This is a genomic window from Cupriavidus campinensis, assembly GCF_905397395.1.
Taxonomy (GTDB): Bacteria; Pseudomonadota; Gammaproteobacteria; order Burkholderiales; family Burkholderiaceae; genus Cupriavidus; species Cupriavidus campinensis.
In genome coordinates this window covers 56,767-74,374 of record NZ_CAJPVH010000020.1, presented here as the reverse complement: position 1 = coordinate 74,374, position 17,608 = coordinate 56,767, and the positions used below count along the sequence as shown (strand labels likewise).

The 17,608-nt window shown below is 68.9% G+C and carries 17 protein-coding genes and 1 riboswitch; of the genes, 7 read left to right on the top strand and 10 right to left on the bottom strand.

Going from position 1 to position 17,608, the window contains the following annotated elements:
* Positions 1-29: 29 nt before the first annotated feature.
* The 5 genes from KHO18_RS13760 to KHO18_RS13740 are packed head-to-tail and all read left to right on the top strand — an operon-like array spanning position 30 to position 6,520.
* Positions 30-1,103, top strand: a complete 1,074-nt coding sequence (locus KHO18_RS13760; protein ID WP_144198414.1) for a tripartite tricarboxylate transporter substrate binding protein — start codon at positions 30-32, stop codon at positions 1,101-1,103.
* Between the two features lie 42 nt (positions 1,104-1,145).
* On the top strand, positions 1,146-2,669 hold the full coding sequence (locus KHO18_RS13755; RefSeq protein ID WP_144198415.1) for a UxaA family hydrolase: 1,524 nt from the start codon (positions 1,146-1,148) through the stop codon (positions 2,667-2,669).
* Between the two features lie 25 nt (positions 2,670-2,694).
* On the top strand, positions 2,695-4,170 hold the full coding sequence (locus KHO18_RS13750; RefSeq protein WP_144198416.1) for an NAD-dependent succinate-semialdehyde dehydrogenase: 1,476 nt from the start codon (positions 2,695-2,697) through the stop codon (positions 4,168-4,170).
* Between the two features lie 37 nt (positions 4,171-4,207).
* Positions 4,208-5,014: a 4-hydroxy-2-oxoheptanedioate aldolase gene (hpaI, locus tag KHO18_RS13745; RefSeq protein ID WP_144198417.1), complete on the top strand. Its 807-nt coding sequence runs from the start codon at positions 4,208-4,210 to the stop codon at positions 5,012-5,014.
* Positions 5,015-5,071: 57 nt separating this feature from the next.
* Entirely contained in the window at positions 5,072-6,520 is a 1,449-nt protein-coding gene (locus KHO18_RS13740) for an FAD-binding oxidoreductase (RefSeq protein ID WP_144198418.1), read from the top strand.
* Between the two features lie 78 nt (positions 6,521-6,598).
* Here the strand turns inward: KHO18_RS13740 and KHO18_RS13735 are convergent, their stop codons facing one another.
* The 6 genes from KHO18_RS13735 to KHO18_RS13710 all read right to left on the bottom strand — a co-directional run bounded on the left by KHO18_RS13735 (position 6,599) and on the right by KHO18_RS13710 (position 11,480).
* Positions 6,599-6,784: a CsbD family protein gene (locus tag KHO18_RS13735; protein WP_144198419.1), complete on the bottom strand. Its 186-nt coding sequence runs from the start codon at positions 6,782-6,784 to the stop codon at positions 6,599-6,601.
* Positions 6,785-6,943: 159 nt separating this feature from the next.
* Positions 6,944-7,762 (bottom strand): GntR family transcriptional regulator, encoded by an 819-nt coding sequence (locus KHO18_RS13730; RefSeq protein ID WP_144198420.1) that lies wholly within the window; start codon positions 7,760-7,762, stop codon positions 6,944-6,946.
* Positions 7,763-7,876: 114 nt separating this feature from the next.
* Positions 7,877-8,731: an isocitrate lyase/PEP mutase family protein gene (locus KHO18_RS13725; RefSeq protein ID WP_211943381.1), complete on the bottom strand. Its 855-nt coding sequence runs from the start codon at positions 8,729-8,731 to the stop codon at positions 7,877-7,879.
* The gene (locus tag KHO18_RS13720) at positions 8,728-9,276 is read right to left on the bottom strand and encodes a LeuD/DmdB family oxidoreductase small subunit (RefSeq protein WP_211943380.1); all 549 of its coding nucleotides are present in this window, start codon (positions 9,274-9,276) and stop codon (positions 8,728-8,730) included. Before KHO18_RS13720 ends, KHO18_RS13725 begins: the two co-directional genes overlap by 4 nt.
* The gene (locus KHO18_RS13715) at positions 9,273-10,559 is read right to left on the bottom strand and encodes a 3-isopropylmalate dehydratase large subunit (protein WP_211943379.1); all 1,287 of its coding nucleotides are present in this window, start codon (positions 10,557-10,559) and stop codon (positions 9,273-9,275) included. The genes KHO18_RS13720 and KHO18_RS13715 overlap by 4 nt, the downstream gene beginning before the upstream one ends.
* A gap of 6 nt (positions 10,560-10,565) precedes the next feature.
* Positions 10,566-11,480: a tripartite tricarboxylate transporter substrate binding protein gene (locus KHO18_RS13710; RefSeq protein ID WP_144198824.1), complete on the bottom strand. Its 915-nt coding sequence runs from the start codon at positions 11,478-11,480 to the stop codon at positions 10,566-10,568.
* Between the two features lie 281 nt (positions 11,481-11,761).
* On the opposite strand from KHO18_RS13710, the gene KHO18_RS13705 reads away from it, so the two are divergent.
* Positions 11,762-11,899: a hypothetical protein gene (locus KHO18_RS13705; RefSeq protein ID WP_186296864.1), complete on the top strand. Its 138-nt coding sequence runs from the start codon at positions 11,762-11,764 to the stop codon at positions 11,897-11,899.
* A gap of 51 nt (positions 11,900-11,950) precedes the next feature.
* On the opposite strand, the gene KHO18_RS13700 is transcribed toward KHO18_RS13705, so the two are convergent.
* From KHO18_RS13700 to clsB, 3 genes are read right to left on the bottom strand one after another with little or no spacing between them, the layout of a single operon-like run.
* Complete coding sequence (locus KHO18_RS13700; protein WP_211943378.1) at positions 11,951-12,700, bottom strand: PIG-L deacetylase family protein; 750 nt, start codon at positions 12,698-12,700, stop codon at positions 11,951-11,953.
* A 10-nt stretch (positions 12,701-12,710) separates the two neighbouring features.
* Positions 12,711-13,676, bottom strand: coding sequence for a lysylphosphatidylglycerol synthase domain-containing protein (locus tag KHO18_RS13695; protein WP_144198424.1), 966 nt, complete (start codon positions 13,674-13,676; stop codon positions 12,711-12,713).
* The gene (gene clsB, locus KHO18_RS13690; protein ID WP_211943377.1) at positions 13,673-14,923 is read right to left on the bottom strand and encodes a cardiolipin synthase ClsB; all 1,251 of its coding nucleotides are present in this window, start codon (positions 14,921-14,923) and stop codon (positions 13,673-13,675) included. Before clsB ends, KHO18_RS13695 begins: the two co-directional genes overlap by 4 nt.
* Before the next feature lie 206 nt (positions 14,924-15,129).
* Positions 15,130-15,386, top strand: a riboswitch (cobalamin riboswitch).
* A gap of 35 nt (positions 15,387-15,421) precedes the next feature.
* On the opposite strand from clsB, the gene KHO18_RS13685 reads away from it, so the two are divergent.
* Positions 15,422-16,558, top strand: a complete 1,137-nt coding sequence (locus KHO18_RS13685) for a HoxN/HupN/NixA family nickel/cobalt transporter (protein ID WP_211943376.1) — start codon at positions 15,422-15,424, stop codon at positions 16,556-16,558.
* Here KHO18_RS13685 and KHO18_RS13680 read toward each other — a convergent pair.
* Positions 16,555-17,601, bottom strand: coding sequence for a T6SS immunity protein Tli4 family protein (locus tag KHO18_RS13680; protein ID WP_211943375.1), 1,047 nt, complete (start codon positions 17,599-17,601; stop codon positions 16,555-16,557). The two genes, KHO18_RS13685 and KHO18_RS13680, sit on opposite strands and share 4 nt — an antisense overlap.
* Positions 17,602-17,608 lie beyond the last annotated feature (7 nt).

Sequence of the window (17,608 nt, the reverse complement as noted above, 5' to 3'; positions counted from 1 at the left end):
AACGCAAACACAAAAGAGACGGAGACAACATGCCACACGGTATCCCCACCGCTTCCCCCACCGCTTCCCTCATCGCTTCCCCTTCAGAACTCCCGACCAGTCTCGCCCGCCGCCGCCTGCTGCTGGGCGGCGCAGCCACTGCCGTGGCGGCTGCCACTGGCACCGCCGGCCTGATCCTGCCGAACGGCGCCCGCGCTGCGGCCGCCTACCCCGAGCGGCCCATCAAGTTCATCTGCCCGTGGCCCGTGGGCGGCACGGCGGACCAGTCGATGCGGGCGCTGTGCCAGGTGGCGGCCGGCCTGCTCGGCCAGTCGGTGGTGGTGGAAAACCAGGCCGGCGCGTCCGGCATGATCGGCACCAAGGCGCTGGCGCGCGCCAACCCGGACGGCTACACCATCGGCCAGATCCCGATCTCGGTCACGCGCTTCTCCCAGCTTGGCATGCTGCAACTGGACCCGCGCACCGAGCTGACCTATCTGGCGCGCACCTCCGGCCAGACCTTCGGCATCGCCGTGCCAGCCAATTCCCGCTTCCACACGCTGCAGGACGTAATTGCCGCCGCCAAGGCTGACCCGGGCAAGCTCACCTATGCGCACGCCGGCATCGGCGGCGCCACGCACGTGGGCATGGAGCAGTTTGCGATGGCGGCCGGCGTCAAGTTCAACGCCATCGCCTACAAGGGCGGCGCGCAGGCGCTGCAGGACGTGCTGGCCGGTCAGGTCGACCTGCTGGCGGACTCCAGCTCGTGGGCGCCGCATGTGGAGGCCGGCAAGCTGCGCCTGCTGGCGACCTGGGGCGAGCAGCGCACGCCGCGCTTCGCCAGCACGCCCACGCTCAAGGAGCTGGGCTACAACGTGGTGGTGGAGGCGCCCAACGGCATCGGCGCCCCCAAGGGCCTGCCGCCGGCCATCGAGAAGAAACTGCGCGAAGCCTTCCGCGCCGCCGTGGCCAGCAACGAATTCAAGGCCGTGGCCGCCCGCATCGACGCGCCCGTGATGTACCTCGACGGACCGGACTACAAGAAGTACGTGTCCACGGTCTACGACCAGGAAACCCAGTTGATCCAGCGCCTGAAACTGAAGGAAATGCTCCAGCAGAGCTGACCTGAGCTGATCCCAACGCATTTTTGAACGGCAACGTCCATCGTGAATCCGAACCCCGTCATCCGGCTCCATGCCAACGACAACGTGCTGATCGCGCGCAGCGACCTCACGCTGGGCCAGCCCCTGCCCGAGCTGGGCGTGCGCGCCCGCGCGCAGGTGCCGGCTGGCCACAAGATCGCCGCGCGCGCCATTGCCCAGGGCGAGGCCGTGCGCAAGTACGACACCGTGATCGGCGTGGCTGACCGCGACATCGCCGCCGGGGAGCACGTGCACAGCCACAACCTGCGGCTGGTGGACTTCTACCGCGACCCCGCGTTCTGCCGCGACGTGCGCCCGGTGCAGTACGTGCCCGAGGCCGAGCGCGCCACCTTCATGGGCTACGTCCGCCCGGACGGCCGGGTCGGCACGCGCAACTTCATCGGCATCCTGTCCTCGGTGAACTGTTCCGCCACGGTGATCAAGCACATCGCCGCGCACTTCACGCCGGAGCGGCTGGCGGCGTATCCCAATGTCGATGGGGTGGCCGCGTTCGCCCAGAGCAGCGGCTGCGGCATGTCTTCCCCCAGCGAGCATTTCGACGTGCTGCGCCGCACGCTGGCTGGCTACGCGCGCCATCCGAACCTGGCTGGGGTGCTGATCGTCGGGCTCGGGTGCGAGCGCAATCAGGTGGCTTCGCTGGTCGATTCGCAGGGGCTGGTGCCGGGCGAGAACCTCCACACGCTGGTGATGCAGGACACCGGCGGCACGCGCGAGACCATCGCCGCCGGCATCCGGGCGATCGAGGCCATGCTGCCGGCCGCCAATGCCGCCACGCGGCAGCCGGTGCCGGCCAGCCATCTCAAGATCGGGCTGGAATGCGGCGGATCGGACGGCTTCTCGGGCATCACCGCCAACCCGGCCCTCGGCGCGGCCATGGACATCCTGGTGCGCCACGGCGGCACGGCCATCCTCTCCGAGACCCCCGAGATCCACGGCGTGGAATACATGCTCACGCGCCGCGCCGTGACACCCGAAGTCGGCCAGAAGCTGCTTGACCGCCTCGCCTGGTGGGAGCGCTACACCGCCGGCCACAACGCCCAGTTCAACGGCGTGGTGGGCCACGGCAACCAGCAGGGCGGCCTGGCCAACATCTTCGAGAAATCGCTCGGCTCGGCCATGAAGGGCGGCACCACGCCGCTGCAGGCCGTGTACGAGTACGCCGAGCCGATCGACCAGGCCGGATTCGTGTTCATGGACTCGCCCGGCTACGACCCGGTGGCCGCCACGGGCCAGATCGCCAGCGGCGCCAACCTGATCTGCTTCACCACCGGGCGGGGGTCGATGTTCGGCTCCAAGCCGGCGCCGACGATCAAGCTGGCCTCCAACTCGCCGATGTTCCACCGGCTGGAAGAGGACATGGACATCAACTGCGGCCTCGTGCTCGACGGCGAGCTGAGCGTGGCGCAGATGGGCGAGCGGATCTTCGCCCATATCCTGCGCGCCGCCTCCGGCGAATCCACCAAGAGCGAGCTGCTGGGCCTGGGCGACCATGAATTCGTGCCCTGGCATCTCGGCATCGTCAGCTAACCTCTCACCCACCGTCCCCGCACCCATGCTTGATTCCCTCGCTCAGGCGGACCTGTTGCGTTCGCAGAACCTCGTCGGCCAGGAATGGTCCGATGCCCGCGCCGGCCAGCGGCTGGCCGTGACCAACCCGGCCACCGGCGAGGTCATCGCCAGCGTGCCGGACAGCCATGCCGCCGATGCCGCGCTGGCCGCCGACGCCGCCGCAGCCGCCTTCCCCGCCTGGAGCCGCCGCACCGCCCGGGAGCGCGCCCAGATCATCAAGCGCTGGCACGCGCTGATCCTTGCGCATGAGGCGGACCTGGCCCGCATCATCTCCGCCGAGCAGGGCAAGCCACTGCACGAGAGCACGGGCGAGGTGCGCTACGGGGCGTCTTACGTCGAATGGTTCGCCGAGGAAGCCACGCGCATCTGCGGCGACGTGATTGCCGAGGCCGTGCCGGGCCGCAAGATGCTGGTGATCAAGGAGCCGGTGGGCGTGGTGGCCGCCATCACACCGTGGAATTTCCCGCTGGCGATGATCGCGCGCAAGATCGCCCCGGCGCTGGCGGCCGGCTGCACCGTGGTGGCCAAACCCGCCGAGGACACCCCGCTGACCGCGCTGGCGCTGGTATGGCTGGCCCAGCAGGCCGGGTTGCCGGCGGGCGTGCTCAATATCGTCACGGCCTCGCGCGAGCACACGCCGGCCGTGGTGGATAGCTGGCTGGCCGATCCGCGCGTGCGCAAGATCACCTTCACCGGCTCCACACCGGTGGGCAAGCATCTGGCCCGCGAGTCCGCCGGCACGCTCAAGAAGCTGTCCCTGGAGCTGGGCGGCAACGCGCCGTTCATCGTCTTTGACGATGCCGACCTGGACGCCGCCGTGGACGGCCTGATGGCGGCCAAGTTCCGCAACGGCGGCCAGACCTGCGTGTGCCCGAACCGCGTCTACGTGCAGGACGCCGTGCATGACGACTTCGTCCAGCGGCTGGCCGCCCGGGTGCAGGCGCTGCACGTGGGCCCGGCCACCGAGCGGGCGGCCCAGATCGGCCCGATGATCAACGCCCGCGCCGTGGACAAGATCGACCGCCACGTGCAGGATGCCGTCGCCCATGGCGCGCGGGTGGTCACGGGCGGCGCGCGCGTGCGGAGCGCCGACGGCCCCCACTACTACGCGCCCACGGTGCTGGTGAACGCCACCCCGGCAATGGCGCTGGCCGGCGAGGAGACCTTCGGCCCGGTGGCGCCGGTGTTCCGCTTCCACGGCGAGGAGGAGGTGGTCCGGCATGCCAACGACACCCCGTTCGGGCTGGCCGCGTACTTCTATTCGAACGATGTGCGGCGCATCTGGCGCGTCGCCCAGGCGCTGGAAACCGGCATCGTCGGCATCAACGAGGGCGCGCTGGCGTCCGAGGCGGCGCCGTTCGGCGGGGTGAAGGAATCCGGCTACGGGCGCGAGGGATCTCGCCACGGCCTGGACGACTACATGCATACTAAGTACCTCTGCCAGGGCCAGCTGCTCTGACGCCCCTGCCCTGAACCCATAAAAGAGGAGATTCCCGATGCCCGCCCACAACCCCTTCAAGGCCGCCCTGGCCGCGCGCCAGGCCCAGATCGGCCTGTGGATGTCCGCCGCCACGCCCTACCTCGCGGAAATCACCGCCACGGCCGGCTTCGACTGGCTGCTGATCGACGGCGAGCACGCGCCCAACGACGTGCGCAGCATCCTCCAGACCTTGCAGACGCTGGCGCCCTACCGCTCCCAGCCCGTGGTGCGCGCCGTGGCCGGCGAGACCGCGCTGATCAAGCAGCTGCTGGACGTGGGCGCCCGGACCCTGCTGGTGCCGATGGTCGATACCGCCGAGCAGGCGGCGGCGCTGGTGCGCGCCACACGCTATCCGCCGTTCGGCGTGCGCGGCGTGGGCAGCGCGGTGGCACGGGTGTCCCAGTGGAGCGCGCGCACGGACTACCTCGACATCGCCGATGACGAAGTCTGCCTGCTGGTGCAGGCCGAGACCGTGGCTGCCATGCAGAACCTGGAGGCGATCTGCGCCGTGGATGGCGTGGACGGCGTGTTCATCGGCCCGGCCGATCTGGCGGCATCGATGGGCCATCGCGGCAAGCCCGGCCACCCCGAGGTGCAGGCGCAGATCGAAGCCGCCATGCGCACCATCATCGCCAGCGGCAAGGCGGCCGGCACCCTGACGTCCGACCCTGTGCTCGCGCGCCGCTACCTGGAACTGGGCTGCACCTTCGTCGCCACCGGCGTGGACGTGCTGGTCTATGCCAACGCCGCCCGCAAGCTCGCCGCCGAGTTCCTGCCCGACACGGCCACCGCCGCCGCCACGCGCCCCGGCGCCGCCTACTGATTGCCTGATTGCCTGATTGCCTGATTGCCTGATTGCTGATTGCCTGAAATCCGAGCGATGACCGCCCTGCCCTCTCCCGACCACATCCTCGCCGCGATGCAAGACATCGTCGGCGCCTCTGGCTGCCTGACTGACGCCGCCGACACCGAGTCGTACGTCACCGACTACCGCCGCCTGTATCGCGGCAAGTCGCCCGTGGTGGTGCTGCCCGCCACCACCGAGCAGGTCAGCGCGGTCATGGCGTGGTGCTACGCCCATGACGTGCCCGTGGTGCCGCAGGGCGGCAACACCTCGCTGATGGGCGGGGCCGTGCCGGACGACAGCGGCACCGCCGTGGTCATCAACCTGCGCCGCATGAACCGCGTGCTGGCCATCGACACGATCAACGACACCATGACCGTGCAGGCCGGGGTGACGCTGGCCGGCGCCCGTGCCGCCGCCGAGGAGAGCCGGCGGCTGTTCCCGCTGCGCATCGGCTCGGAAGGCTCCTGCCAGATCGGCGGCAACCTCTCCACCAATGCCGGCGGCACGGCCGTGCTGCGCTACGGCAATATGCGCGACCTCGTACTGGGCATGGAAGTGGTGCTGCCGGACGGGCGGGTGTTTTCGTCGCTGCGCGGGCTGCGCAAGGACAACACCGGCTACGACCTCAAGCACCTGTTCGTCGGCGCCGAAGGCACGCTCGGCATCATCACGGCCGCCGTGCTGAAGCTGATGCCGCAGCCGCGCGCATCGGCGGTGGCCTTTATCGCCGTGGAAAGCCCGGACGCCGCCGTGAAGCTGCTCGGCGAAGCGCGCCAGCTCGCCGGCCCGGCCGTGACGGCGTTCGAGTTGATCTCCGCGCCGGCGCTGGATCTGGTGCTGGAGTACCTGGGCGATACCGCCTCGCCGCTGCCGGAACGGCACGACTGGATGGTGCTGGTCGAACTGACCTCCGGTGCCGACGAGGAAGCGCTGAACGCCACGCTGATGCAGATCCTGGAGAGCGGCCTGGAGCGCGGCTGGGTCAAGGACGCCGCCGTGGCGGCGAGCGGCGCCGACGCGCAGACCTTCTGGCGCATCCGCGAGGAAATCTCGGACGCCCAGACCCGCACCGGCGGCAGCATCAAGTGCGACGTCTCGGTGCCGCTCTCGCGCATCGCCGAATTCATCGGCAACGCCTCCGCCCGCGTGCTGGCGCTGGAGCCGGCCACGCGCATGGTCATCTACGGTCACATGGGCGACGGCAACGTCCACTTCAACCCGCTGCGCCCCAAGGACCGCAGCGCCGCCGACTTCCTCGGCCAGTGGTACAAGCCCGTCTCGGACCTCGTGGACGGCCTGGCCCACGCCGAAAACGGCTCGATCTCGGCCGAACACGGCATCGGCGTGGCCAAGCGCGACGACCTGCGGCAATACAAGTCCCAGGTGGAACTGGAGCTGATGTGGCAGGTGAAACGCGCCCTGGACCCGAAGAACCTGCTGAATCCTGGGCGGGTGTTGCCGGGGTTGGACAGCCCCAAATAAGGAAGGCGGGGAGTCACCCCCGCCTTCTTACGTACCGAAGTACCGAAGGGCGCCCAGGCGCCCTTTATTTCGGGCCCCTTAGCGCGGCTTCTTCGTGTCCTTCATGTCCTGCTTGGCGTCGCCGTACGCGGCCTGGGTGCGGCCGGCCACCTGCTGCGCCTTGCCCTTCATTTCCGTCGAGGTCTTGCCGGTCATCTTGCCGGCGACTTCCTTGGCCTTGCCCTTGGCCTCTTCCATACGGCCCTTCACTTGATCCTTGTTCATGGTGAGGTCTCCATCGGTCAGGTTGAGACAGTCCGCGCCCGGATTCCGGCATCCCGGGGGCACGGCGCTAATGGACAGTGTAGGAAGGCTGGCGCCCGGCGGGTGTAGGACGTCTTCCCAATGCGCTGTCGGCGTGGCGCCCGGTTTTCGGGGTTTCGGTCACACGTCGTCGCTGGCCGCCGGCTGCGCGGACGGGTCCGCGTCGATCCAGACCTTGGTAGAGGCCCCCACGCGCGTGAGGCGCATCTGGTAGGCGTAGCGCTCCGGGTGATACAGGCCCACCAGGAACTGCACGGGCCGGCCGTTGCGGTCGCTGGCCACGCGGGACACGCGCAGCAGCGGCACGCCCGGCGCGATGCGCAGGATGCGGGCCACGTTCAGGTCTGCCGCCGCCGCGCCCAGCGTCTGCTCGGCGGAAACCACCTCCACCCCGTGTTGCTCCAGCGCCACGAGCATCGGGGTGTCCTGGAGGGTATGGCGGTCGATGGCCACGGCGAGGTCGGCGGGCAGGAAGACCTCGGTATAGGCGATGGGATGGGTCTTGAACTTGCGCACCCGCACCACCTTGAGCACCGGCGCGCCAGGCGGCAGGCCCAGCGCCGCGCTGACCCGGGCGGGCGCGGCCATCTGGCGCCATTCCAGCACGGAGACCCGCGTGCGCAGGCTCATGCTGACGATGTTGTCGAGCAGGCCGCCGCCATGCGAAGTGCCCAGCGCGGCGCCCGGCGGGCCCTCATGACGCGCGGTGGGCACGGTCGGCACCGTGCCCTTGCCGCGCAGCCGCGCCACCAGCCCCTCCTCCTGCAGCCGGGCCAGTGCGGACCGCACCGTCACCCGCGCCACGCCGAATTCCTCGGCCAGCTGGCGTTCGCCGGGCAGGGGCAGCCCGCTCTCGTAGAAGCCGGCGCGGAGGCGGTCGCGCAGGATCAGGCGAACCTGCTGGAACCGGGGCAGCGTGATGTCGACATCGGGCAACATGGCAGGTGGCTTAATAAAGTGGCGTAACGAACATCTCGCCACGGTACGCGCGCCGCGCCCCCTCCGCAACCTTGGCAACCTTGGCAACCTTGGCAACCTCGGCGCCCTGCCCTCTTACTCGTAGCGCTTGCCCAGTGCCAGCATCTCCGGCGTGCCGATGACGTCGTTCAGCTCGGCAAACGTCAGCATCTTCGGCAGGTACGGCGTGGTGGTGCCGTGGGCCGCCAGGCTGGCGAGGTAGTCACGCAGCGCGAAACTGAGCGCCCGCGCCGTGCCACCGGGGAAAATCACGATCCGGAAGCCGATTTCCTCGAGTTCCGCCGCTGGCAGGACCGGCGTCTTGCCCCCTTCGACCATATTGGCCAGCAGCGGCGCGCGGTGGCCGAGCCGGGCGATGGCCGTGCCCATGTCCTCGCGGCTGCGCAGGGCCTCCACGAACAGCACGTCGGCGCCGGCGTCGGCGAGCATCTCCGCCCGCGCCAGCGCGGGCTCCAGCCCCTCCACCGCCACCGCGTCCGTGCGGGCGATGATCAGCGTGCTGGGGTCGCGGCGGGCGTCGCAGGCGGCGCGGATCTTGCCGGCCATTTCCTGGGCCGAAATCAGCGTCTTGCCGTCCAGATGGCCGCAGCGCTTGGGCGCCGCCTGGTCCTCGAACTGGATCGCCGAGGCGCCGGCGCGCTCCAGCACGCGCACGGTCTGCATCACGTTGAGCGCGTTGCCGAAGCCCGTGTCGGCATCGACGATCAGCGGCAGGTCCACCCGCTCGCGGATATTGCGCGTGACCGAGGCCACGTCATCCAGCGACAGGAAGCCGATGTCCGGCCGCCCGAAGCGCGTATAGGCGATGCTGGCGCCGGACAGATAGGCGGCCTGGAAGCCGGCCTGCTCCACCAGCAGCGCTGAAAACGCGTCGTACACGCCCGGTGCGGTGACGATGCCCGGTGCCTGCAGCCGTTCCTTGAGATTCATGGTGTTGCCTCCGTGAGGGACTGTCCGTTCTGTTGCTGTTGTCGTGCCGCGAGTTTGCGCGCGAGATGTGGCACCAGCCCGCCATCGCGGATCATGGCAACCAGATGTGGCGGAATCGATTCGCAGGCGAGCACCGCGCCGGTGTCGGCCACGTGCACGCGCGCGGCGTCGATGTCGCCATGCACGCGCTGGGCCGGCTGCACCACGCCCGCCTCCGGGCAGATCAGCAGCGGCAGGCCGAGGTTGAAGCCATTGCGATAGAACAGGCCGGCGAACGCGGGCGCCACGACGGCGGCCACGCCCAGGTGGCGCAGCACCTCGACAGCCTGCTCGCGCGAGGATCCGGCACCGAAGTTCCGTCCGCCGATCACCACGTCGCCGGGTTGCACCGCCTGCGCGAAGGTGGGATCGAGCGCTTCCAGGCAGTGTTTGGCGATCTCGCCGATGCCGTATTTCATATAGGCGCCGGGCGCCAGCAGGTCGGTGTTGACGTCATCGCCGAAGACCCAGGCGCGGCCGAAGACGGGTTTCTGCGTGGCGTTCATGCCATGACCTCGCGGGGATCAGTGATGCGGCCGGCGATGGCCGAGGCCGCCACCGTGTAGGGCGAAGCCAGATAGACCTGCGACGAGGCGGCACCCATCCGGCCCTTGAAATTGCGGGCGGTGGTGCTGATGGCCACGGAGTCCTCGCCGAAGCGGTGGGCGCCGTAGCCGGCGCAGGCGCCACAGGCATTGGGCAGCAGTTCGGCCCCGGCGGCCTCCAGCGCGCCGAGCGTGCCATCGGCGGCGGCCCGGGCCTGATCGGCCGCGCTGGCCGGCGCCACCAGCAGCCGTACGCCCCTGGCCACGCGCTGGCCGCGCAGCACGTGGGCCGCCATCCGCAAATCCTCGAGCTTGGCGCCGGTGCAGGCGCCGATATAGGCGATATCCACCGAGACATCGGCGAACACGCCGGCGTCTTCGGCCCCAGCCGGGCTGTGCGGGCGGGAGACCTGCGGGGCCAGCGCGGCGGCGTCGAATCGGTGCTCGGCCAGGCACGGCGCGTCTGCGTCGGACTGCCAGGCGGCCAGGTCGATCTGGTCCGCATCGGCCACGCCTACCCGGGCGAGCCAGTCCCGCGTGACCGCATCCGGCGCGATCAGGCCGACCTGCGCGCCCAGTTCGACGGTCATATTGGACAGCGTCATGCGCTCCTGCATCGGCAGCGCGCGCACCGCCTCGCCCGTGTATTCCACGGCCTGGTACTGCCCGCCATCCATGCCGAGCTGCGTACACATGCGCAGCATCATGTCCTTGGCCGAGACGCCCGCCTGGAGCCGGCCATGCCAATGCAGGCGGGTGGTCTCCGGCACGCGCACCCAGATCTCGCCCGTGACCAGCACGCCCAGCATCTCCGTGGCGCCGATGCCGAACATGTACGCGCCAAACGCGCCGCCGGTGCAGGAATGGCTGTCGCCGCCCACGGCGAACATGCCGGGGCGCAGGTAGCCCTTCTCGGGCAGCACCACGTGGCAGATGCCTTCCATATCGTGGAAACGCGCCACGCCGGCGGACTTCACCCAGTCGCGCGCCAGCTGCACGATGGCCTGGCTGTCCGCGTCATGGGCGGGCACGTAGTGGTCGGTCACCACCACCACCTTGTCCGGGTCCCAGACCTTGGCGCCGAGCTTCTCCAGCATCGGCTTCACGCGCCGGGGGCCGCCCGAGTCATGCATCATCGCCAGGTCCACGCCGCACGTGACGATCTCGCCCGGGGACACATGCTGGCGCCCCGTGGCGCGTGCCAGCAGCTTCTGCGCCAGCGTCTGCGGCGCAATCTTGGTCATTGCCACTTATTCCACCTTCGTGCCAGACGCCTGGATCACCTTGGCCCAGTGCTGGATATCGTTGCGGACGAACTGTCCAAACTGCTGCGGCGTCATGCTCACCGCCGTGGCGGCCTCGGTCTCCATGCGTTGCCGGTAGGCCGGGTCTTCCACGGCCACGCGCACGGCGCGATAGAGCTGGTCCACCGTGGCCGGCGGCAGCCTGGCCGGACCGAACAGGCCAAACCACGCGCTCGACTCGAAGCCCTTCACCGTGCTGCCGATGGCCGGCACGCTGGGGAACTGCGGCAGCGGGTCCTTGCTGCTGACGCCGAGGATCTTGATCGCGCCGCTGCGCGCGTGGGGCAGCACGTTCACCGTGCTCGCGAACATCAGGTCCACCGTGCCGCCGAGCAGGTCGGTCAGCGCGGGGTTGGTGCCCTTGTAAGGGATGTTGAGGATGTCCGTGCCGGTCTGGAGCTTGAACTGCTCGCTGGCCAGATGCAGCGACGAGCCCTGCGCGCCGATGGCGAAGCTCAGCTTGCCGGGATTGCGCTTCGCGTAGTCGATCAGGCCGGCCGTGGTGTCGAACGGCGCGTTCTTGCGCGCCACCAGCACGCTGGGCACCCGCGCCACCATGGTGATGGGCGTGAAGTCACGTACGGCATCGAACGGCAGGTTCTTGTAGAGCGAGGCGTTGATGGTGTGGCCGGTGAAGCTCATCAGCAGCGTACTGCCGTCCGGCGTGCTGCGCGCCACGTACTGCGCGGCGATATTGCCGCCCGCGCCGGGCCGGTTGTCCACCACTACGGTGCGATGGAGCGAGTCCCCCATCGACCGGGCGATCAGCCGGGCCAGCGCGTCGGTGGTGCCGCCCGCCGGGCTGCCCACGACGATGGTGATGGGCTTGTCCTGCGCCATGGCCAGCGGGGAAGCAGTCATTGCCACGGCGGCCACGGCGGCCACGGCGGCCACGGCGCAATGATCGAAGAATTGGCCGAGGAATTGGCCGAGGAATTGTCGTCGGTTGGGGTGCACGTCCTGTCTCCGGTGGGTGTCGGTGTTATGGAGACTGACTCTAGGGGAGCCGCCCGGACGGTTCAATGGGACCAGCTGGTCCTATCGGCAGGACCGGCTGGCCGCCTCCGGCGCCCGGGCCGGTGGCACGCAATCTGCACATGGCAGAGACCGGGCCCGAATGGGTCGCTCACCTGGGAGATTCCATGCTTCATGGCGACGTGCAGGACAAGCAGCAGAAAATGCACCGTTTGCGCGGCAAGCCGCGCCGGGTCTGGACCCATCCGCTCATCCTCGGGGGCATCGCGCTGATGCTCGTGGCCTACATCGCCACGTACTGGTAGGGCCGGGTAAGCCTTACAAGGAAGGGTAACGGCTACCGCTGGCTGGACCGCTCACCGTGCGGGTTTCGGATGCGGATCGAGGGTCCAGTAACGCTCCGGCACACTGATATCCGCCAGTTGCTCCGCATTGAACAGGCGCAACTGGCTCTCGTAGGCTTCCACGGCAAGCGCCTTGCGGGACTGGTACTGGGGGTGGGATAGCGGCAGGTGCACGGGGGCAACGATCAGGCCCTCCTGCCACCAGCCGGCCAGGCGGCTCTGCAACGCGCCAGGCATGCGGCGGTGGATGGCGTCCTCGTAGAACAGCCACTGCTGGGGGGCCGGGGCCGGGGCCGGGGCCTCGTCGTCGGCGACGGCCAGCGCCGAATGGTCCACCGCCACGGCTTCGCGCAGCAGCATGCAGGCGGCGTTCACGAGCACGTGGTCGGGGTGGTACACCCCCAGCGGCGCGACGATGGTGGCGCGCCGCTGCAGGGACAGCAGGCGGCCAAGCCGCACGGCGATGTCCACCGCGGTGCGGCGCCCGCCGTACTGGCCGTCGAGGAAGTCCAGCCAGACCGGCTCGGCGCCGAGCCGCCGCAAGGCGCGGCCATCCTCCTGCCGGCGCGCCCGCACCGCCTGGGCGCCGCTGGAAAACCCGGCCGCGAGGTCCCATTCCGGCGCGCCAGGTGCCGGGGCAGGCTCGCCGGCAAAGACGGTCACGACCATTGCCGCGTGGCTGGCGGCGATCAGGTTGCCGCAACTGAACACAGCATCGTCCAGATGCGGGGAAATGACGATGATCGAGGCAGGTATATCCATGGTGTCAGGGTTAGGCGCTGTCCGTCCTCGGCTGCGGAGGCCCAGTCCGCATCTCCATCCACGCATACAGCGCAGAGGCAAAGACCATCGGAATCAGGTAGTACAGCGCGCGGTAGACGATCAGCGCCGCCAGCAGCGTGTGCTGGGGCACCTGGTTGCCCAGCAGCAGCACGAACACCGTCTCCAGCACGCCCAGGCCGGCGGGGATATGCGCCAGCGCGCCCGCCACGCTGCCAATCAGCAGCACGCTCAGCACCGCCGGCAGGTTCACCTCCTTCGGCAGCAGCAGGTTGATGATGGCGGCGAGCGTGATCCAGTTGGTGATGGACAGCGCGCTTTGCAGCAGGGCGAAGCGCAGGCTGGGCAGGCTGAACACGTGCCCGCGAATCTTGATGCGGCGCCGCGTGGCCTTGGCGCAGGCCAGCCAGTAGGCCAGCCCGGCAAGGAACATCAGCACGCCCAGGCCGCGCAGTGCCAGCTCGCTGATGCCCCAGGCCGGCGGCAGCGCTGGCGGATACAGGCTGAAGACGATGCCGGCAATCAGCATGTAGCCGGTCCAGTTCGTGACGATGGCGATGGTGTAGACCCCGGCCACCTGCGAGCCGCTGACTTCGGCCTTCGAGTAGAGCCGCAGCCGTACCCCGAGCCCGCCCACCACGGCGCCGATATTGAGGTTGAAGATATAGGCGATGAACGCGGTCAGCATCACGCGCAGCGTCGACAGGTGGTGACGCGTGTAGTGCCGGCCGAGCAGGTCGAACGAGGCGTGGAGCAGGAAGCTCAGGCACGCCAGCCCGGCGGCGGGCAGCAGCGTGCGGGCATCGTAGCCCTTCAACCCCTGCCACACCTTGGCCCAGTCGATGCCGCCCAGCGCGCGGAAGATCAGCACCACCACCAGCACGACGAACGCCACGCCGGCCACGCGTTTGACGGCTTTCCAGGGGATGCGCCGGCGCGCCTTGGCGATCATCGTCATGGGCAGTCCTGTTCGCGCGGGGGCGTGGCCACGCCGCTTTGCCAGCCGGACGGCGGCGCGTCCAGCGTCGGCGTGAGCAGCTTCGGCGTATGGGCCGGCAGCCATCCCGCCCAGGCCGGGAAGCGCCGCAGCGCGTGGAAGACCAGTGCCGTGGCCAGGCCCTGCCAGCGCGGGCGGGCGCCGTCTGGCGTGGCGGGCACTTCCTGGCAGCTGCTTTCCATGCGCGTGCGCAGGTTTTGCTTCAGTGTGGCGGCAAAGGCTGTGTCGCGGATGATGAGGTTGGCTTCGAGGTTCAGGAACAGGCTCAGCGGGTCCAGATTGCTCGAGCCGACCGTCGCCCAGTCGTCGTCGACCACGGCAACCTTGCCGTGCAAGGGCCGCTCGCAGTACTCGAAGATGCGCACGCCCGCCTCGCGCAGGTGGGCGTAGAGCATGTCCACGGTGCGCTTGACCCACATCATGTCGGGGTTGCCCTGGACAATCAGCTGCACGTCCACACCGCGCCGGGCGGCATCGCAGATCGCCTGGAGCAAGCGGTATCCGGGCAGGAAATAGGCGTTGGCGATGATCAACTCGCGCTCCGCACCACGGATGGCCAGCAGGTATTGGCGCTCGATGTCGCGGCGGTGCCGGTCGTTGTCGCGCGTGACAAGGAGCGCGGCGCCGGGGCCGGCCAGCGCGCCAGCCTCGCGCATCCGGCGTGCCGGGCGCTGGGGCGGTGCCTTCGGGCCCGGTGAGTTGGCGTGGATGGCGTCCAGCAGGAACGCATGGATCTCGCGTGCGGCGGGGCCGCGTACCTCGACCGCGTAGTCCTGCTTGGCCAGCGGGCCGGAATCGATCAGGTGCTGTACCGAGACGTTAATGCCGCCGACGAAGGCCACGCTGGCATCCACGGCAACAAGCTTGCGGTGCAGGCGCCGGAACAGGTTGGTACGCATGCCGACCAGCCGCCGGCGGGGCGAGAACAGACGGACAACCACGCCCGCCTCCACCAGCCCGGAAAGGAACGCGGGCGACAGATCGGCCGAGCCGAAGCCGTCGACAGTCAACGCCACGCTGACGCCCCGGCGCGCCGCCGCGATCAGCGCGTCGCGCAGCGGCTGGCCGACCTCGTCATCGAACAGGATGAAGGTCTCCAGCAGCACGCTCCGCTGCGCACCTGCGATGGCCGCCAGTACCCGCGGGAAGTATTCCTCCCCGTTTTCGAGTAGGCGGAGCTGGTTTCCGGTCGTCCATGTGGGGCCCATCTCTGGCACCAAGCACGAACGGTGCCTGCCGCCGCCAGTGCGCGTCGCGGCTTGCCAGACAAGCCTTCCGCACCCGAAAGTGGCCAGATCGTTGCAGCGATTACCGGGCGCGCCTACCTGCCGCTGCAATTTGGGCGCTGCAGGGGACGTCACTTTCCATGCGGCGCCGCAACCCGTAGAATCCGCGCCTGCGGCACAGGTTTTGCCTGCCGCGAGCGATTGCAGGTGCCCGCGCCTTGCGCGGGTTAAACGGGAAACAGGTGCGCCATGGTCCGGGAGATCCGCCCGATGGCAAAGCCTGTGCTGCCCCCGCAACGGTCAGCAGGTCAGGAATCGCCATGCCGGTCCACGGACCGGCAGTCACTGCGCCACGCCGCCACGGCAGGCGCGGGAAGGCGGCGAAACCGGGGAGCCAGCCTCCCGCCCTGCAAGCCCGGATACCGGCCTGTGGTCATCATCGTCACCCCTGTTGCACGGGCGGGGTCGCCCGGCTTATCGATGACACACCATCCGTCTGCGCATTCCCATGGCCGCTCGCGCCCGGCCGCCGTCACCGGGCTGCGCGCCTTTGCCGCCTTTCTCGCCTTCCTCGCCAGCATTTTCGATGACCAGCCCGCCGACAGCCGGCGCAAGGTCACCGCGCTCTACGCGTTCCTGATCCTCGCCAACGTCGTGGCATGGCTGTGGGCCTGGATCGCGTTCCGCCACCAGCCGGTCCTCATGGCGTCGGCGGTGCTGGCCTATACGCTGGGGCTGCGCCACGCCGTGGATGCCGACCACATCGCGGCCATCGACAACGTCACGCGCAAGCTGATGCAGGAGGGTCGCTATCCGATCTCCGTGGGCTTCTTCTTCTCGCTCGGGCATTCGTCGGTGGTGACACTGATGTCCATCGGGGTCGCCTTCGCCGCCGTGTTCCTGCAATCGCACTTCGGTGAGATGCAGGACGTGGGCGGGCTGATCGGCACGAGCGTCTCGGCCACGTTCCTGTTCCTGCTGGCCTTCTTCAACCTGTTGATCCTGCGCTCGGTGTGGCGCGCCTTCCGCAAGGTCCGGCGCGGCGGCACCCTCGCCGCCCAGGATCTGGACCTGATGCTGTCCGCCCACGGCGTGGTGGCGCGGCTGTTCCGCCCGCTGTTCCGCATGACCTCGCGCAGCTGGCACCTGTATCCGATGGGCTTCCTGTTCGGCATCGGCTTCGACACCGCCACGGAGGTGGCGCTGTTCGGCATCGCAGCCGGGCAGGCGGCGCAGGGCATCTCGTACTGGAGCGTGATGGTCTTTCCGGTGCTGTTCACGGTCGGCATGTCGCTGGTCGATACCACAGACGGCGTGCTGATGCTGCGCGCCTACGGTTGGGCCTTCACGCGCCCCATCCGCAAGCTGTACTACAACATGACCATCACGCTGGTCTCGATCCTCGTGGCGGTGGTGATCGGCGGCATCCAGGCGCTGTCACTGATCGCGCGCAAGCTGGAGCTGACCGGCCAGCCGTGGGACTGGATCACCGGCATCGGCGAGCAGTTCGGCATGCTCGGCTACGTGATCATCGGCGTGTTCGTGGTGAGCTGGCTGGTGTCCATGGCGGTGTATCGGATCAAGGGGTATGACAAGATCGACGTGAAGGTTGGCTAGAAGGCATTCGGGCGGGGGCGGAGGGTTTTCGATACGGCGTCCCAGAGGGCCAGTGCCTGGGCTTCGGTGAAAGCGGCCGGCGTTGAGGGGAGATTGCGCATCGTCAGCGCAAAATAGGGCGTGTCCGGACTGCCATCCGTCGCGCCGATCTCCAGCCGGAACAGATGTTCCTGCTCCCCTTCCGCGCGCGTCGGCCGAACGATCAGCCATTCTTCGGCCAGCTCCATCGGCAGCTTGACGACACCCTTTCGCAGCGTGCGCCACCCGTCCGGCGCGCCCGTCGCCGCGTCAATACCGTCTCGCTGCAACAGCGATGGTGCCTCGTGCAGGCTGGAATGGGTGAGGATGTGGAACGAGACCCCTGTGTGGGATGGCAGATCGAAGCGCACATCGACATACTCGTACGGCTTGGATTTGCCCAGCAGATAGCCATGGGGAACACAGAGCGCGGGCTTTGTGGGAAGGCGACCGGCGGCCAGGCCCCGGAAGCTATCCAGCATGTTCAGCACTTCAACGGCGCGCTGGGGAACATTGTTCTTGACCGTCACGTTGCCAACCAGTGGGTTCGCGGACTGGTCCGGCTCGGTGAAGTCCCAGGCCTCGCGCTCGATCCGGATGCGGGCGCCATTCTCCCAGCGATACCCTTCCAGCACCCGCCTGGCCGGATCGGCGTCTACCGCGCCTCGGTGCATGAAATAGCCCGGCTGCCCGTCCTGGGATGTGGTGTTCTTGTACAGGAACGGTTCAGCATCGACGCTCTTGACTGCCTTGAGTTGGGCGCCCCGCTTCTCGATCTCATTCTGGAAGGCGCCGAGGGACATGACTTCTGTCCCAATCATGATGCCGCGAATCTTTGTCGAACCGAGCATCGCCATGCCCGGCGGCATCTCCAGCAGGTAGCGACCCACGCAATGGGGGATCAGATTGTGGGTCAGCGCATCGACGGCCTGTTGTTCCGGCGGGGACATCTTGGGCGCCCTGCCGCAGGCCCCGAGCATCAGGGTCGCGCAGAGCGTGAGGGCTGCCGCGGCATGCGCTTTCACAGACCCT

What these genes read in the sequence shown, in the direction of transcription:
- KHO18_RS13735 (WP_144198419.1), bottom strand. Translation starts at nt 6,784, where the DNA reads ATGAACAAGGATCAAGTGAAGGGCCGTATGGAAGAGGCCAAGGGCAAG.
- KHO18_RS13725 (WP_211943381.1), bottom strand. Translation starts at nt 8,731, where the DNA reads ATGAATCTCAAGGAACGGCTGCAGGCACCGGGCATCGTCACCGCACCG.
- KHO18_RS13760 (WP_144198414.1), top strand. Translation starts at nt 30, where the DNA reads ATGCCACACGGTATCCCCACCGCTTCCCCCACCGCTTCCCTCATCGCT.
- KHO18_RS13700 (WP_211943378.1), bottom strand. Translation starts at nt 12,700, where the DNA reads ATGGATATACCTGCCTCGATCATCGTCATTTCCCCGCATCTGGACGAT.
- KHO18_RS13720 (WP_211943380.1), bottom strand. Translation starts at nt 9,276, where the DNA reads ATGAACGCCACGCAGAAACCCGTCTTCGGCCGCGCCTGGGTCTTCGGC.
- KHO18_RS13730 (WP_144198420.1), bottom strand. Translation starts at nt 7,762, where the DNA reads ATGTTGCCCGATGTCGACATCACGCTGCCCCGGTTCCAGCAGGTTCGC.
- KHO18_RS13740 (WP_144198418.1), top strand. Translation starts at nt 5,072, where the DNA reads ATGACCGCCCTGCCCTCTCCCGACCACATCCTCGCCGCGATGCAAGAC.
- KHO18_RS13695 (WP_144198424.1), bottom strand. Translation starts at nt 13,676, where the DNA reads ATGACGATGATCGCCAAGGCGCGCCGGCGCATCCCCTGGAAAGCCGTC.
- KHO18_RS13710 (WP_144198824.1), bottom strand. Translation starts at nt 11,480, where the DNA reads ATGACTGCTTCCCCGCTGGCCATGGCGCAGGACAAGCCCATCACCATC.
- KHO18_RS13705 (WP_186296864.1), top strand. Translation starts at nt 11,762, where the DNA reads ATGCTTCATGGCGACGTGCAGGACAAGCAGCAGAAAATGCACCGTTTG.
- KHO18_RS13685 (WP_211943376.1), top strand. Translation starts at nt 15,422, where the DNA reads ATGACACACCATCCGTCTGCGCATTCCCATGGCCGCTCGCGCCCGGCC.
- hpaI (WP_144198417.1), top strand. Translation starts at nt 4,208, where the DNA reads ATGCCCGCCCACAACCCCTTCAAGGCCGCCCTGGCCGCGCGCCAGGCC.
- clsB (WP_211943377.1), bottom strand. Translation starts at nt 14,923, where the DNA reads ATGGGCCCCACATGGACGACCGGAAACCAGCTCCGCCTACTCGAAAAC.
- KHO18_RS13750 (WP_144198416.1), top strand. Translation starts at nt 2,695, where the DNA reads ATGCTTGATTCCCTCGCTCAGGCGGACCTGTTGCGTTCGCAGAACCTC.
- KHO18_RS13715 (WP_211943379.1), bottom strand. Translation starts at nt 10,559, where the DNA reads ATGACCAAGATTGCGCCGCAGACGCTGGCGCAGAAGCTGCTGGCACGC.